The following is a 14642-nucleotide window of genomic DNA, read 5'->3' as shown; positions in this document are numbered from 1 at the left end:
GCCGGGAAATCCCCTGCAGGTTTGTTTTAATTTCTGTACATTAAATATCTTTCGTACCACATATCTACGAAATCCGGTGCGAATGGACCTTTTCTTTGATGAATCCACTGTGTTAAATGTGCTACATTTCGTTTTAAAATTGTATCAATAACAGGTGGATACTGCATGATTTGGCTATGCTTCTCATACTCATCTTCATCTAAAAGTGTATATGTCATATCCGGATACACTTTAATATCTAAATCGTAATCAATATACTTTAATGCCTCAGAGTCATATGCAAAAGGAGAACTTAAATTACAATAATAATATACTCCTTCTTCCCTTAGCATTCCAATCACATTAAACCAATAATTGGCATGAAAGTAACAAATCGCAGGTTCGCGAGTAATCCATGTTCGGCCATCTGATTCCGTAACTACTGTACGATCATTCGCTCCGATCACAAGACTCTGCGTCCCTTTTAAAATCGATGTCTCTTCCCACATTCTATGAATGGAGCCATTATGTTTATAACTATGTATTTGTACCTTTTCTCCTTCTTTGGGAAATCCCATATATGCTCCCTTCTTTCAGCTGCAAATGCCATTCTTAAGTTGTCTTAACTACCCCTTGAACTGCATTCACTTTTTTTCTATTATAACTTTTTTGTCAAAATTTTAAAACTAAAGCGATAGGATACTTGTTTTCATAAGGAATATAATGAAGTTTGTATTATTGAATACCACATCACCAACCCTTTTACTAAAGGAAAATCCTCTATGAATTAGCAATACGTATTTTAGAAGATTAAACGAAGATATAACAAAAAGAAAAGTCCCCCTCATCTCTGTTTAAGAAAGGACTTTCCCCTAAAATCAACAACATATCTCACCCTTAATTTGAAATTATTTTTTCGGTTTCAAAAGATTGAATCACATTATTCGTTTGCTGTTCAAATTTTTCATGCAAAAGTTTTAATGCTATTTCTGTTCTGTATATTTCTTGACGGATAAAATGCAATTCTTTTTTATCACACGTATCCCTTCCACTCATTTCAATTTGCTGATACTTCTCTAAATGTGATTGTAACTTTAAAAGCTCATCCATCGTTTCCAACTGCTCTCCTACCAACTTATCAAAATCGTTCATCACTTACCCCCTTTTGATTCATTCGCCAGTTATAATTCCTATTACATATTTCTAATCGTGAACTTCTTTCTCCTTTGACTATATTTGTTGACTTATTAGAAGTTATGTCGTTCACTTTATTTTCATTACAGTGACACGCACACAAAGAAAACACTTCTCTCGAACGGAGAAGTGTTTTTCCTTCATTACTGATTTGAGCTAGAAGATTGTGATTGTTTTGCAGCTGATTGTGCATTTTGTTTTTTCACTGCATGCACATCTGTTTCAGTTGCAAACTCTGTACCATAACTAGCATTTGCACTTTGAGCACCAGAAGCTTGTGCTTTCTGTGCCTCTGATTGTGCGTTTGCTTGTTTTACTGCTTGTACATTCGTTTCAGTTGCAAACTCTGTACCATAGCTAGCATTTGTACTTTGAATGCTAGCACCAGAAGTTGCCTTATTATAACCTTGTTGTTTTTTACTCATCTTTCTCACCTCCACAATYAATAATGTAACCAATTTGCTTAGAAGTTATCCCTAATTTTCTTTTTAAAAATTCACGTATATATCTCTTATCACTCATTCAAACTACATATGATGGAGGTGGGAATATGTATACTGGGCGTGATATGACTGAGCTAACTATGATTTCCAAAAATGAATGGAAAGAGGATGAATTAGCTTATTTTCATCATTCATTTCAGCAAATTATGCCTTATCTAAATGTAGAGGGACAAACGATTTATAAAGAAGTTGTGAAAGAAATCGAGTCACGGGGCGGATTATAAACGCATGGATTTTTAACCTCAAAATACAAATTTATTTTCAATATAAAAAACGTGTTCCAAAGTTCTGGAACACGTTTTTATTATTTATCCCGCATTAACGGGCAGTAAGACCCCCACTGATTAAAGTTTCACTTTATTGCATTGTAATTTTCTCAACACACTTTTCGTAAATTGTACGATGTGATTTCGAGAAAGGTAACTGTTCGAACGCTTCTTTCGACACAAACTTTAATGTATCCGTTTCGACAATATTACCTGTTACTTTTCCGTAAAATATAAATATATCCCAAGTACGATGTGTAAAAGTATGTTGTACATTCATCGCGTATTCATCAATTGAAACAGAGAGATCAAAGCTCTCCTTCATATAATCCGTAAGCTGTTGTTTCTGATTACGAATACCTTCACCTAGTTCAATATTCGGGAACTCCCACATATTAGCCAGTAATCCCGTACTTGGGCGTTTATTAATTACGTAACGGCCATCTTCAGTTTGAAGTACTCCTGCAACGAGCGGTACCATTGTAGGTGCTTTCGCTTTACTTTTCACTGGTAGTTCTTTTTGAACACCTTCAGCATACCCTCTGCAATGTTCACGTACAGGACAAAGTAAACAAGATGGATTTTTCGGGATACAAATTAATGCCCCTAATTCCATCAAACCTTGGTTAAAATAAGATGGATTTTCTACCGAAATAATTTCACGCACAATCTCTTCAAAAACTTTTCTCGTCTTCGGCTTTGCAATATCATCCCACACTGATAAAATACGAGATAATACGCGCATAACATTTCCATCAACCGCTGGCTCTGGTATGCCATATGCAATGCTTAAAATGGCACCTTTTGTATATGGTCCTACTCCTTTTAATTTTTCAATTTTCTTTACATCGCTCGGTACTGTCCCGCCATATACTTCTTTTACCTCTTTTACTGCCGCGTGTAAATTTCGTGCTCTAGAATAATAACCTAAGCCTTCCCATGCTTTTAATACTTCTTCATCATCGGCAGTTGCTAGCGCTTCAAGCGTAGGAAACTTCCCCATAAAATTTGCGTAATATGGTTTTACAGCCTCTACCCTTGTTTGCTGTAACATAATTTCCGAAACCCAAACACGGTATGGATCTTTATTTTTTCGCCACGGTAAATCACGTTGTTCTTTTTCAAACCAACCAATTAAATCATTTTGAAACTGTTCTATGTTAAACTCATTTAATATTTCAAGTGTCAAACTTGATCCCCCTCATTTTTTTGCATATATGTACTATTATAAAGATTTTAGGAAAAAATTTAAGTAAGATGACATAGGAAATAGAAGGCAAAGGACTTGAGGTATCGAATAAAAAGAGTTACATTAATAAAAAACGGAGGTGGATTTCTATGGACACAGCCACTCACCTTGTTATGGGCGTTACTCTAGGCAGTTTGGCAACATTAGATCCAGCTATAGCACAAAGTGATATTGGGCCACAAGCAGTGATGCTTGCAACAATTGCCGGTTCCAATATTCCTGACATCGATACAGTTTTAAAATTGCGTAATAACGCTAAATATATAAGAAATCATCGCGGGATTACTCATTCCATTCCTGCAGTGATTCTTTGGTCACTCCTTATAAGTGGCATCTCTTTCGCCTTCTTTTCAGACGCTCCCTATCTGCATCTACTACTTTGGTCATTTATTGCCGTCTTTCTTCATGTCTTTGTGGATATTTTCAACGCCTATGGTACACAGGCATTAAGGCCCTTCACAAAAAAATGGGTAGCGCTCGGCATAATTAATACGTTTGATACGGTCATTTTCTTTATCCATATACTCGCTATCGCCTGTATGCTTGTCGGAGCACATAAAGGCTATACTGCTTTAGCAGCATATATATTAATGTTTGTTTACTACATCGGCCGCATTATGATGCATCGAAATATCAAAAGTATAGTATACAAACGTTTCAAAAATGTAGAGAAAGTGATTATTTCTCCTTCTTACAAATTTTATCATTATCATTTAGCCGTCGTTACAACTGAACATTACTACGTCGCAAGATGGCACCGCGGTAATATCCTTGTATACGATAAATTTAATCGCGTACCGTTCCCGAATACTGCCATTATGCAAGCTGCTGTGCGAGATGAAAATATATCTGCTTTCTTATCTTTCTCGCCTGTATATCGCTGGGATATTTTCGATTATGATAACTATTATGAAGTTCGATTTATTGATTTGCGGTATCGAAGTAAAGATTATTATCCATTCGTCGCAATCGTCCAGCTCGATCAAAATTTAAATATTATTAATTCATATACAGGATGGATTTTCAGCGAAGAAAAACTTCGAAAGAAACTGGAATTGCTTCCACATTAAAAAAAGCGACCTAAGTCGCTTTTTTTAATGTTTCAAATGATCTTCTTGATTGATTAAATGGCTATACTTCGGATTATTCGTACGCATTTCATGAAGGCGCTCTCCATGATTATTAACCCATGTTCGTACCACTTGTTCAGTCATTTCCTCACCTTGGTAACGACCTGATTTAGCATAAGTTGTTCGGAAGTCTTCCCACAGTAATTCAACCCATGCACGAGCTTGTGCGTAAGAAAGGTTGTCATTCTTATCTAATAATTCTTTCGTTAATGTTTCATAAATATCATTCATGTTCTATTCTCCTTTTACCTATTTATTCCCTTAATTTCTAAAGGATAGTTTCTTCTATTTTGCACATTCTATAAGTGATACTTCTTAAAGAGGTATCGACTGATAATGAGGGGGCGTTCTTAATGGGTAGACAAGCCGAATTTTGGTCTGAGTCAAAAAACAACAGCAAAATCGAAGGTCAACCGAAAGCGAAATCACGCTTCGCTTCGAAACGACCTAACGGCACAATTAACACGCACCCACAAGAACGTATGCGTGCTGCAAATCAGCAGGAAGAGTAGTCCAAATTAAATTCCTACACGAGGTGATAAAGATGAGCTACCGTGACCATTTAGATCGTCGTTCTGAATTATTTAACCATACGTGGACTCGTCCAAAACATGCGAAGGCGCAAGTTAACGGACAGACGCAACAAACCCAGTCTCTCATTATACTGGCAAACGAATGTAAAAAACGCCAATTTTAGAATCTCCTATCTCCTTTAACGTCTACCAAAGATGAAAACCAGAGAGATTCGCTCTCTGGTTTTTATTTTTCTTGTAGCAAGGAAATTGGTATTCCAATCTCTTCATTATCATTTTGCTTATATCCCCAAGCAAATACCCCATTGAAATACGTAATTTTAAATACCACACCAGGTTCTTCTACTAATTCATATGTCTCACCAATATGGAATTTATTTATATCTATCATATAAGCACGAGCCATAGCCATTTTTCTCATTAATACATCGAATTCATTTACAATTCCAAGTTGCTCAGCCTTTACTGCTTGCTCCTTCAAAACCCCAATTTCTTCCCTTAGCTCATGTGGTGTCATTTCACTGTAGCGTTTTGGCATACCCATCTTATTTCCTCATTCCTCTTCACGTTTCATTTGTAAAAATATATCTATCTCATCAATAGAGAATCCTTTTCGATATAACGCTTGCTTCACCTTATTTTCGAATGTCCAACCATCATACTTCTTATATTTCTCATAATATTTATTCCCATGATAGTGTAACGCTTCTTGTTGCTGTTCGTCATCTTTTTCGTCTTTCAATTCTTCCAGACAAATTTGAATTACCTCTCTAGAATACCCTTTACGAACAAGCATTTCGTCTAATTTTTGTTTCATTTGTAAAAATGAATGCTTTTGATAAGATTTTTTTTTCTTTTCTATAAGAAACAAAGCATTCTCAATTTGCTTCTCCTTTGGATACTCTTGTAAACTATGTGTAATGATTAAATCCTGAACACCTTTACTTAATAGCCCTCTCCTAATAACAGTTGGACCTTTTTGATTCACATTACTTTGCGTTCGCACGTATGAAATAGCGTACTCTTTATCATTAATATATCGATCATGTAATAATTTCGAAATGACTTCAGAGATGATGGCCTGTCCCACTTCTTTTTTTCGTAAGAAATCTTCTATTTCTTGTTTTGTTCTCATTTGATAGGATAAATAGGAAATTGCTTGTAAATATGCTTTTTGTACCTCTTCATTGTACAAAATATTCCCTAACGCTACTTCATCAATTTCTAAGCCTTTTTGTAACCCATGTTTCATTAAGATTGATTGATTCACACTAAACCCGTACTCTTCACCTTGACCTTTATCAATATAAATATTAAATCGTTCTTTCGAGCGTTTTTGCACTTCTATTTTTGTAATGACAGTCATACTCTCACCTCTCTATTATTTTAACATAGTCAAGGAACGTTTTTGCTTTTCAAGAATATATATAATGAGGAGGAAATGATTGTGAAAATCGCAATTTCTGGTGGCTCTGGCTTTATCGGCAAATACCTTTCTAGTTTTTTTATTCAAAAGGGATATACTGTTTACATTCTTACTCGAAAAAAAACTGCTGAAACTTCACATACTAACCTTCAATACGTACAATGGACACCGGATTTACAGACCTTTCCCCTCTCCTCTATCGATGTAGTTATTAATCTAGCTGGAGAGTCTATTAATAGTAGATGGACAAAGAAACAAAAAGAAACAATTTTAAACAGTAGGATTCAAACAACAAGAGGACTCATGAAACAATTACAAGCACTCGCAACAAAACCACACACATTTATTAACGCAAGCGCTATTGGATACTATGGAACATCTGAAACAGAGTCTTTTACTGAGCAACAAGAAACTCCCGGAAATGATTTTTTAGCAGAAACAGTATTTTTATGGGAGCAAGAAGCATCTAAAGCACGTTCTCTTGGAATAAGAACAATCTACTCAAGATTTGGAGTCGTATTAGGTGCAGACGGAGGAGCTCTTCCAAAAATGCTACTTCCCTATCAATTATATATTGGGGGGACAATTGGATCTGGAAACCAATGGTTATCATGGATTCATATAGACGATGTCGTTCGCATGATTGATTTCATCATTCACAAAAAAGAAATTGACGGACCTTTTAATATTACAGCGCCAACGCCAATACGGATGAAAGAGTTCGGTGAAATTATTGCCACTATAACTAGGCGACCTCATTGGTTACCTGTTCCTTCATTTGTACTGCGCGCTTTACTCGGTGAGATGAGTATACTTGTATTAGAAGGGCAACATGTATTACCCAATAAAGCGATTGAACATGGATATCGATACACATTTCCTACAGTTAACCATGCATTACAAAATATACTCTTGCATACAATGTAGTACTTCTAAAATAGTTTTACGGGTAGTTTATCTCCTTCAAAACTTCTCACTTTCTAAACTCCGGAGCATTACTACACGAACAACCTTTCAGTTACTTTGTCTTAACTTACACTAAATATTACAAAGTAACAGAAATGAGGTACCTATGAAAACATTGCTCAAACAAGCCATCGTATATCCTATTACCTCTCCAAAATTTCAAGGAGATGTACTGGTTACAGGAGAACGAATCACCGAGGTCAAACCTTATATTAAGCCTACTCAAGATATGACTGTTATAGACGCACGAGCTCTTCATCTTTTACCTGGATTTATTGATGTGCATACTCATCTTGGTCTCTATGACGAAGGCACTGGTTGGGCTGGTAATGATGCAAATGAAACATCTGAAGTTTCAACACCACATATCCGTTCTTTAGACGGGATCCATCCTTTTGATATTGCATTTCAAGACGCTGTACAAAATGGGGTTACGACTGTTCACGTTATGCCCGGAAGCCAAAATATTATCGGCGGTACTACTTGTGTAATAAAAACTGCTGGAACTTGTATTGATCATATGATTATTCAGGAACCCGCTGGTTTAAAAATTGCCTTTGGAGAAAACCCTAAAAAGGTCCATAGCAACGGCACAAAAGAATCAATAACACGTATGGGAATTATGGGGTTACTTCGTGAAACATTCTATGACGCACAACACTACGGGCATGAAGCTGATTTTCGAATGCTCCCTATTTTAAAAGCACTCCGCCGAGAAATACCAGTACGTATCCACGCTCACCGCGCAGATGATATCACTTCAGCTTTACGCTTTGCGACAGAATTCAATCTTGATTTACGTATTGAACATTGTACAGAAGGACACTTTATTGTTGAGGAACTTTCGAAACATAATTTAAAGATTTCAGTTGGTCCGACCCTTACACGACGTTCGAAAATCGAGCTTAAAAACAAAACATGGGATACTTATCATATATTATCTAAAAGTGGCATAGAAGTTTCTATTACAACAGATCACCCTTATACACCCATTCAATATTTAAATGTTTGTGCCGCTATCGCTGTTCGAGAAGGATTAGATGAAAAAACGGCCTTGGAAGGAATAACTATTTTTCCAGCTCGTAATTTACGTTTAGAGAATAGAATTGGAAGCATTGAAGTTGGAAAAGATGCTGATCTCGTGTTATGGACTCACCATCCTTTCCATTATTTAGCCAAGCCTGTACTCACCATGATTGACGGAAAAATAATTTACAAAAAAAATAAAAAAAACTAGTTTATTTTTTTGACTAGATAAAGTATTATACGATTATAAACTGAATGAAACCATAATCAATTTGTGTCGTGATTATCATTTTCAAATTGATGAATGGGGAAGGCAAATGGTGCGCCACCAGCGTTATAAACTGGTTCTAGTGGGTTCGATTCCCACCCCGAAATTTTTTAAAGATTGATATAAAAATTTCGAGGGTGGGTGTTTTTTCGTCATGCTACCCTCGTGTGAGGAGGAGTTAGTGTGTTGAAAAAACGCGACTTACACGACAGCCACGTTCTATACGAGTTAATGGTGGATCCAGCTGTCTTCCCTTTTGTGCGTCAAAAGGCTTATTCTTATGAAGAATATTTATTTTTAACGAAACAAACAATTGAAGCCGAAGAGCGTGGAGAATTAATCTCACGCACAATTTTAGATGAATGGGGTAACCCTATCGGTACAATTACTTTATTTGATGTGCAAGAAAAAGCCGGATTCCTCGGAACCTGGCTTGGCAAACCCTATCATGGCAAAGGATATAATAAATTAGCGAAAGATTCATTTTTTAGCGAACTTTTCTACGAATTAGATATTGAAACGATTTTTATGCGTATTCGTAAAATAAATATCCGGTCTATTAAGGCTGCCGAAAAACTACAATATGTAAATCTAGCAAACGAAACAAGAAAAGCCGTTTATGATGAAATTAACGCGCATGAAGAAGTATATAATTTATATGAAATTCCAAAAGATCAATATACACTTGCAACAATGCGAGATACAACATTCCAAGAAGCACACCAATTAAAAGAAGCGTAATCTAAAAATTCAGAAATAATAATTAATCATTACTAATTTGACATATATGTATATCACCCCATGTCTTTGGAAACGATAGATAGTGACTTTAGGACACGAGGTGATTTGTAATGGATAAAAAGAAACGTGATAAAGCAAAAAACACATTATCTAGTACACAAGAAGTTCTCTATCAACGAGAATTTCGAAAAGCAGATCGTGCAGCGGGCTATCGCTCAAAAAGCATTTAAAGTGAAACTGAATAATTAGAAGGTTTCCCCCCTAATTATTCAGTTTCATTACATAAGATCTTCCAATAGATTAGCAAAAAAGGTTCCTTATAAATAAGGAATCTTTTTTGTGGACAACTTTATCCACAAAAATCGTAGAATTGTGCATAAATTCCAAAAGTATTTTACGAATTCATCTATTTAAATGAATTCTAAACGTGAGAATTGTGGATAATTTTCTAAAAAATGTGGACTATGTGGATATAGTTGTTAATATTCCGACTTTACTGTCTAATAGAAGCGCAATACCTTGTGGATAAGTTAATAATTCACGTTTACTTTTTTTACAACAATAAAAAAACCCTCTTTAAATGCTTAAAAGAGGGGTTTCATATTAAGTAAAAGATTCGGCAAGAGCTGGTGATTTAATAGGTATATGATTCGGCTCTGCATGATTTTCTGCCAAAATTGTATCCACAATATGACCAGCTGGCTCAGGACGATAAATACTTTTCATTGCTTCTTTCATTTGAAGAAGCTTCATATCATCTTGTAATAACGCCTCTGTTTTTGCAAAAACTTCACTATCATCACGAATGACAACTGCAGCCCCTTTTTTTTCAAAATACAACGCATTTTCATTCTCTTGTCCTGGGACAGGTTTATATAAAATGACAGGTACTTGTAATGCTGCTGCTTCGCTTAATGTAATACCACCTGGCTTCGTAATCATACAAGAAGTAACACGGAACAACTCATCAATGTTTTCAACATAACCAAATACTTTTAAAGCATCAGAACTTTGTTCCTGTAGTTCCATTAAATCCTGCTTTAAAGCTTCGTTTTTCCCACAAACGACAACTACTTGTAAGTTTGGTACTGACATAAATGACTGGCATAGCTCTTTTACACTCCCTAGCACACCATGAGCACCTGCTACAATTAATAACATCTTTTTATCCTTACATAACTGATATTTATTATATATAATTGCTGGATTTATCTTTAGCTCAAAACTGCTGCGAATCGGAATCCCTGTTTCAACAATTTGCTCTGCAGGTACACCGATATCAACCATCACTTTTTTCACATGATCGGTTGCTACAAAATAACGATCTACTTCTCGATGGATCCATATTTTATGCACACAAAAATCCGTTAATACGTTATAAACAGGAATAGAAATACCTATTTGCTTTTTCAATTCTGGTACAGCGATGATCGGAAAGGTATTAATAACAATATCCGGTTTCTCCACCTGTAATAGCGTCTTCAAACGCTTCCTTCCAAAATTCGCATACCAAGATGCTATTTTTTTATCATAAATTTTCTCTACACCATAATAAAACAAACGATATAATTCTTTTCCTACCGTATAGCTTTTTAAATATAAATATTTTGTAATATCGGTTATAACTGGATGTGATTCTCCGAACAAGTCGCATACAATTACATCTTTGATTCCTTTTTGACGAAAGGTTTGTTCTAATGTTTTCGCTACTTGCACATGACCGTTACCGTAATGTGCAGTTAATATTAAAACCTTGGGGTTTTTTATCAAACAAATCCACTCCTAGCTTTTTGTTTCTCCATATTGCATATACGACAATAGGAAAAACATTTTCCTTAAACATTACATACTCGGATTCCAATATTCCCCTGTTAGCTATGTACCTGTCGTGGATATGCAAAGCATATAAGATTGACCCCTTAATCCTATCTGTGCTCATATCTTTATATTATACTTTCCTATAAGGGCTTTCGCAATAACTTACAAATGTTCTATATTTCATGATACTCACTCTTTTACTTCTTAATTCTTTTTACTATTTTGTTTTCCCTTTACAATTATGTAAATTTCTCCGCCTATCCTTTACAAAAATATGGATATTCTCTCTTCAGTATACTCTTTTCTAAATATATACTCTAGATTTTATTATAAAGTGAAGGCTAATAATCAGTGGGGGTTTACGGGCAGCAGGGCTCCCACAAATAGCGGGGTAAAGAAACAAAAAGCCTAATCCAATATTTGGATTAGACTGCTTTTAAAATATGTTTTGCATGCTCAACATTTTCTTCTGTCGGTGGATTCACATCCGCAAGTGGATACTTATGTCCAAGTGCCTCCCATTTATAAACACCGAGTTTATGATATGGTAACACTTCCACTTTCTTAACATTAGATAGACTTTGAATAAAGTTTGATAATTTTTGCAGATCCTCTTCACCATCGGTAACACCGGGAACCAATACATGTCTTACCCAAATTAGTTTCTTTCTATCCGATAAATAACGAGCAAATTGTAAAATGTGTTCATTTGGTTTCCCTGTTAATTTACGATGTTTCTTTGAATCAATATGCTTCAAATCTAATAAAACTAAATCTGTATAATCCATTAAAATATCTAGCTTATTTTGGAATTCTGGTTCTTCAGAATAACAACCGCCCGAAGAATCGATTGTTGTATGGATACCAGCTTCTTTGCACTTTTTAAACAACTCAATTAAGAAGTCTAGCTGTAATAGTGGCTCTCCACCGCTAACTGTTATACCGCCTCCAGAAGCTTCAATAAATGGAAGGTAACATGTCACATCCTGCATCACTTCTTCAACTGTTATTTCTTTACCTTTACCGATTTCCCACGTATCAGCATTATGACAATATTGACAACGTAATAAACACCCTTGTGTAAATATGACATAACGAATCCCTGGGCCATCAACAGTACCGCAAGACTCTACAGAATGTATTCTTCCTTTTACCATGTTACTTCCTCCTTTATTGAAACAGCCTCCCTCCGCTATATATTAAAAGCGGAGGAACACTTTTTTCACTTACATGCTTTCATGCATTGTACGGTTAATTACATCAATTTGTTGTTCACGAGTTAATTTAATAAAGTTAACAGCGTAACCAGATACACGAATTGTTAATTGTGGATATTTTTCAGGGTGCTCCATTGCATCCATTAATGTTTCACGGTTAAATACGTTAATATTTAAGTGGTGTCCTTGTTTTATTGCATATCCATCAAGCATAGATACTAAGTTGCGTACTTGTACATCATCTTCTTTACCAAGTGCTTTTGGAATAATAGAGAATGTATTTGAAATACCATCTTGTGCATCTTCATATGGTAATTTAGCTACAGATAATAATGACGCTAATGCACCTTTTGTATCACGGCCATGCATTGGGTTTGCGCCCGGTGCAAATGGTTCTCCAGTACGACGTCCATCTGGAGTGTTACCAGTTTTCTTACCGTATACAACGTTAGATGTGATTGTTAAGATTGACATTGTATGAACAGAATTACGGTATGTTTTATGTTTACGAATCTTGTTCATAAATGTTTTCACAAGATTTACTGCGATTTCATCTACACGATCATCATTGTTACCGTATTTAGGGAAATCTCCCTCAATTTCGAAATCAACTGCAATACCATTTTCATCACGAATTGGTTTTACTTTTGCGTATTTAATTGCACTTAAAGAGTCTGCTACTACAGATAATCCAGCGATACCTGTTGCCATTGTACGAAGAACATTTGTATCATGAAGTGCCATTTCAATACGTTCATAGCTATATTTATCGTGCATATAGTGAATTACATTTAATGTATTTAAGTATAGACCAGCTAACCATTCCATTGTCATATCGAATTTACGCATAACTTCTTCATAATCTAATACTTCAGAAGTAATTGGTGCGTATTCAGGACCAACTTGTGCTTTTGACTTTTCATCTTTACCACCGTTAACCGCATATAGTAATGCTTTCGCTAAGTTTGCACGTGCTCCGAAGAACTGCATTTGTTTACCAATTCTCATTGCTGATACACAACAAGCAATACCGTAGTCATCACCGTAGTCAGAACGCATAATGTCATCATTTTCATATTGAATTGCTGATGTTTTAATAGACATTTTTGCACAGTAGTTTTTAAAGTTTTGCGGTAATTGTTTAGACCAAAGAACTGTTAAGTTTGGTTCTGGTGCTGGTCCTAAATTATCTAATGTATGCAAGAAACGGAATGAGTTTTTTGTTACTAACGGACGGCCGTCTAACGCCATACCACCGATAGATTCAGTTACCCAAGTTGGATCTCCAGAGAATAGTTCATTGTAATCAGGCGTTCTTGCAAATTTCACAAGACGTAATTTCATAATGAAATGATCAACAATTTCTTGTGCTTTTTCTTCTGTTAAAGTACCATTTGCTAAATCTCTTTCAATGTAAACATCTAAGAATGTAGAGGTACGTCCAAGGCTCATTGCTGCCCCGTTTTGCTCTTTAATTGCTGCAAGATAAGCAAAGTATAACCATTGGAAGGCCTCTTGTGCATTTGTAGCTGGCTTAGAAATATCGAATCCATGAGAAGCAGCCATCTGTTTTAACTCTTGAAGTGCACGCATTTGCTCAGATAATTCTTCGCGTAAACGCATTGTATCTTCGCTCATTACACCGCCAGTTAAATTATAATCAGCTTTTTTCGCTTCAATTAAATGATCTATACCATATAGCGCTACGCGGCGATAGTCACCGATAATACGTCCACGTCCATATGCATCTGGAAGACCAGTAATAACACCTGATTTACGAGCCGCTTTCATTTCTGGTGTGTATGCATCAAATACACCTTGATTATGAGTTTTACGCCAGTCTCTGAAAATCTTGCTAAGTTCTTTATCCATTTCATATCCATACGCTTCACAAGCTTGTTCCGCCATACGAATACCACCATATGGTTGTAAAGAACGTTTAAATGGTTTATCAGTTTGGAAACCGACCACTTTTTCAATATCTTTATTTAAATATCCTGGTTCATGTGATGTAATAGAAGAAACAATTTTTGTATCCATATCAAGAACGCCACCGTTTTCACGTTCCTTTGTTGTTAAATCCATTACTTGATCCCAAAGTTTTTTCGTTGCTTCAGTTGCTTCCGCTAAGAAAGAGTCTTCTCCCTCGTAAACGTTTACATTATTTAAAATGAAATCGCGAACATCAATCTCTGCTTTCCATTTTTCACCTTTAAAGTTTTCCCACGCGTTTTTTACATTTTCTAATACTTGAGTCATCCTAATCTCCTCCATTTTTGATTAGTACAGGACTGCGTTTTTTTATATAACAGCTTACACACTTAGA

Annotated in this window: 18 protein-coding genes; 8 read left to right on the top strand and 10 right to left on the bottom strand. The window is 35.6% G+C overall.

The window, feature by feature from the left end:
* Nucleotides 1-26 precede the first annotated feature (26 nt).
* The 3 genes from ntdP to AC1DTM_RS00365 all read right to left on the bottom strand — a co-directional run bounded on the left by ntdP (nt 27) and on the right by AC1DTM_RS00365 (nt 1598).
* Nucleotides 27-557, bottom strand: coding sequence for a nucleoside tri-diphosphate phosphatase (gene ntdP, locus AC1DTM_RS00375; RefSeq protein WP_016103471.1), 531 nt, complete (start codon nt 555-557; stop codon nt 27-29).
* 319 nt (nt 558-876) lie between these two features.
* Nucleotides 877-1131, bottom strand: coding sequence for a YgaB family protein (locus AC1DTM_RS00370; protein WP_002010338.1), 255 nt, complete (start codon nt 1129-1131; stop codon nt 877-879).
* 185 nt (nt 1132-1316) lie between these two features.
* On the bottom strand, nt 1317-1598 hold the full coding sequence (locus AC1DTM_RS00365) for a gamma-type small acid-soluble spore protein (RefSeq protein WP_002151730.1): 282 nt from the start codon (nt 1596-1598) through the stop codon (nt 1317-1319).
* 125 nt (nt 1599-1723) lie between these two features.
* Between AC1DTM_RS00365 and AC1DTM_RS00360 the strand changes: the two genes are divergently transcribed.
* The gene (locus AC1DTM_RS00360; RefSeq protein ID WP_002091123.1) at nt 1724-1900 is read left to right on the top strand and encodes a hypothetical protein; all 177 of its coding nucleotides are present in this window, start codon (nt 1724-1726) and stop codon (nt 1898-1900) included.
* Between the two features lie 133 nt (nt 1901-2033).
* Here the strand turns inward: AC1DTM_RS00360 and mutY are convergent, their stop codons facing one another.
* Entirely contained in the window at nt 2034-3131 is a 1098-nt protein-coding gene (gene mutY / locus AC1DTM_RS00355) for an A/G-specific adenine glycosylase (RefSeq protein WP_002159378.1), read from the bottom strand.
* 149 nt (nt 3132-3280) lie between these two features.
* Here mutY and AC1DTM_RS00350 point away from each other — a divergent pair, with 149 nt between their 5' ends.
* A complete protein-coding gene (locus tag AC1DTM_RS00350) occupies nt 3281-4261 on the top strand; it encodes a metal-dependent hydrolase (RefSeq protein WP_016103470.1) in 981 nt (326 codons plus the stop codon).
* A gap of 24 nt (nt 4262-4285) precedes the next feature.
* On the opposite strand, the gene AC1DTM_RS00345 is transcribed toward AC1DTM_RS00350, so the two are convergent.
* Nucleotides 4286-4552, bottom strand: coding sequence for a YfhJ family protein (locus tag AC1DTM_RS00345; RefSeq protein WP_002159380.1), 267 nt, complete (start codon nt 4550-4552; stop codon nt 4286-4288).
* 122 nt (nt 4553-4674) lie between these two features.
* Here AC1DTM_RS00345 and AC1DTM_RS00340 point away from each other — a divergent pair, with 122 nt between their 5' ends.
* Nucleotides 4675-4833: a small, acid-soluble spore protein K gene (locus AC1DTM_RS00340; protein WP_002113845.1), complete on the top strand. Its 159-nt coding sequence runs from the start codon at nt 4675-4677 to the stop codon at nt 4831-4833.
* Nucleotides 4834-4865: 32 nt separating this feature from the next.
* Nucleotides 4866-5018 carry a YpzG family protein gene (locus AC1DTM_RS00335; protein ID WP_002010325.1) on the top strand — a complete coding sequence of 51 codons (153 nt, stop codon included), beginning with the start codon at nt 4866-4868 and terminating at the stop codon, nt 5016-5018.
* Between the two features lie 62 nt (nt 5019-5080).
* Here the strand turns inward: AC1DTM_RS00335 and AC1DTM_RS00330 are convergent, their stop codons facing one another.
* Nucleotides 5081-5398 carry a YfhH family protein gene (locus AC1DTM_RS00330; RefSeq protein WP_002113842.1) on the bottom strand — a complete coding sequence of 106 codons (318 nt, stop codon included), beginning with the start codon at nt 5396-5398 and terminating at the stop codon, nt 5081-5083.
* Nucleotides 5399-5407: 9 nt separating this feature from the next.
* Nucleotides 5408-6220 carry a recombination regulator RecX gene (gene recX, locus AC1DTM_RS00325; protein WP_016103469.1) on the bottom strand — a complete coding sequence of 271 codons (813 nt, stop codon included), beginning with the start codon at nt 6218-6220 and terminating at the stop codon, nt 5408-5410.
* An 81-nt stretch (nt 6221-6301) separates the two neighbouring features.
* Between recX and AC1DTM_RS00320 the strand changes: the two genes are divergently transcribed.
* From AC1DTM_RS00320 to AC1DTM_RS00305, 4 genes are all read left to right on the top strand, one after another.
* The gene (locus AC1DTM_RS00320; RefSeq protein ID WP_033714563.1) at nt 6302-7207 is read left to right on the top strand and encodes a TIGR01777 family oxidoreductase; all 906 of its coding nucleotides are present in this window, start codon (nt 6302-6304) and stop codon (nt 7205-7207) included.
* A 145-nt stretch (nt 7208-7352) separates the two neighbouring features.
* Nucleotides 7353-8483: an amidohydrolase gene (locus AC1DTM_RS00315; RefSeq protein ID WP_002113826.1), complete on the top strand. Its 1131-nt coding sequence runs from the start codon at nt 7353-7355 to the stop codon at nt 8481-8483.
* A gap of 240 nt (nt 8484-8723) precedes the next feature.
* On the top strand, nt 8724-9281 hold the full coding sequence (locus tag AC1DTM_RS00310) for a GNAT family N-acetyltransferase (RefSeq protein WP_002091129.1): 558 nt from the start codon (nt 8724-8726) through the stop codon (nt 9279-9281).
* A gap of 110 nt (nt 9282-9391) precedes the next feature.
* Entirely contained in the window at nt 9392-9511 is a 120-nt protein-coding gene (locus AC1DTM_RS00305; protein WP_000358484.1) for a YfhE family protein, read from the top strand.
* A gap of 373 nt (nt 9512-9884) precedes the next feature.
* Here the strand turns inward: AC1DTM_RS00305 and AC1DTM_RS00300 are convergent, their stop codons facing one another.
* The 3 genes from AC1DTM_RS00300 to pflB form a co-directional block, all read right to left on the bottom strand.
* Nucleotides 9885-11051, bottom strand: coding sequence for a diglucosyl diacylglycerol synthase (locus AC1DTM_RS00300; RefSeq protein ID WP_002113823.1), 1167 nt, complete (start codon nt 11049-11051; stop codon nt 9885-9887).
* 473 nt (nt 11052-11524) lie between these two features.
* The gene (gene pflA, locus AC1DTM_RS00295) at nt 11525-12256 is read right to left on the bottom strand and encodes a pyruvate formate-lyase-activating protein (RefSeq protein ID WP_002159384.1); all 732 of its coding nucleotides are present in this window, start codon (nt 12254-12256) and stop codon (nt 11525-11527) included.
* Nucleotides 12257-12325: 69 nt separating this feature from the next.
* Nucleotides 12326-14575 carry a formate C-acetyltransferase gene (pflB, locus tag AC1DTM_RS00290; RefSeq protein ID WP_002113820.1) on the bottom strand — a complete coding sequence of 750 codons (2250 nt, stop codon included), beginning with the start codon at nt 14573-14575 and terminating at the stop codon, nt 12326-12328.
* Nucleotides 14576-14642 lie beyond the last annotated feature (67 nt).

The organism is Bacillus sp. P4_D3, assembly GCF_056401855.1.
Note: the sequence above shows the minus strand (reverse complement) of the source record. Positions and strands in the feature narration are given on the sequence as shown.

What these genes read in the sequence shown, in the direction of transcription:
- ntdP (WP_016103471.1), bottom strand. Translation starts at nt 557, where the DNA reads ATGGGATTTCCCAAAGAAGGAGAAAAGGTACAAATACATAGTTATAAA.
- AC1DTM_RS00370 (WP_002010338.1), bottom strand. Translation starts at nt 1,131, where the DNA reads ATGAACGATTTTGATAAGTTGGTAGGAGAGCAGTTGGAAACGATGGAT.
- AC1DTM_RS00365 (WP_002151730.1), bottom strand. Translation starts at nt 1,598, where the DNA reads ATGAGTAAAAAACAACAAGGTTATAATAAGGCAACTTCTGGTGCTAGC.
- AC1DTM_RS00360 (WP_002091123.1), top strand. Translation starts at nt 1,724, where the DNA reads ATGTATACTGGGCGTGATATGACTGAGCTAACTATGATTTCCAAAAAT.
- AC1DTM_RS00350 (WP_016103470.1), top strand. Translation starts at nt 3,281, where the DNA reads ATGGACACAGCCACTCACCTTGTTATGGGCGTTACTCTAGGCAGTTTG.
- AC1DTM_RS00345 (WP_002159380.1), bottom strand. Translation starts at nt 4,552, where the DNA reads ATGAATGATATTTATGAAACATTAACGAAAGAATTATTAGATAAGAAT.
- AC1DTM_RS00340 (WP_002113845.1), top strand. Translation starts at nt 4,675, where the DNA reads ATGGGTAGACAAGCCGAATTTTGGTCTGAGTCAAAAAACAACAGCAAA.
- AC1DTM_RS00335 (WP_002010325.1), top strand. Translation starts at nt 4,866, where the DNA reads ATGAGCTACCGTGACCATTTAGATCGTCGTTCTGAATTATTTAACCAT.
- AC1DTM_RS00330 (WP_002113842.1), bottom strand. Translation starts at nt 5,398, where the DNA reads ATGGGTATGCCAAAACGCTACAGTGAAATGACACCACATGAGCTAAGG.
- recX (WP_016103469.1), bottom strand. Translation starts at nt 6,220, where the DNA reads ATGACTGTCATTACAAAAATAGAAGTGCAAAAACGCTCGAAAGAACGA.
- AC1DTM_RS00315 (WP_002113826.1), top strand. Translation starts at nt 7,353, where the DNA reads ATGAAAACATTGCTCAAACAAGCCATCGTATATCCTATTACCTCTCCA.
- AC1DTM_RS00305 (WP_000358484.1), top strand. Translation starts at nt 9,392, where the DNA reads ATGGATAAAAAGAAACGTGATAAAGCAAAAAACACATTATCTAGTACA.
- pflA (WP_002159384.1), bottom strand. Translation starts at nt 12,256, where the DNA reads ATGGTAAAAGGAAGAATACATTCTGTAGAGTCTTGCGGTACTGTTGAT.
- pflB (WP_002113820.1), bottom strand. Translation starts at nt 14,575, where the DNA reads ATGACTCAAGTATTAGAAAATGTAAAAAACGCGTGGGAAAACTTTAAA.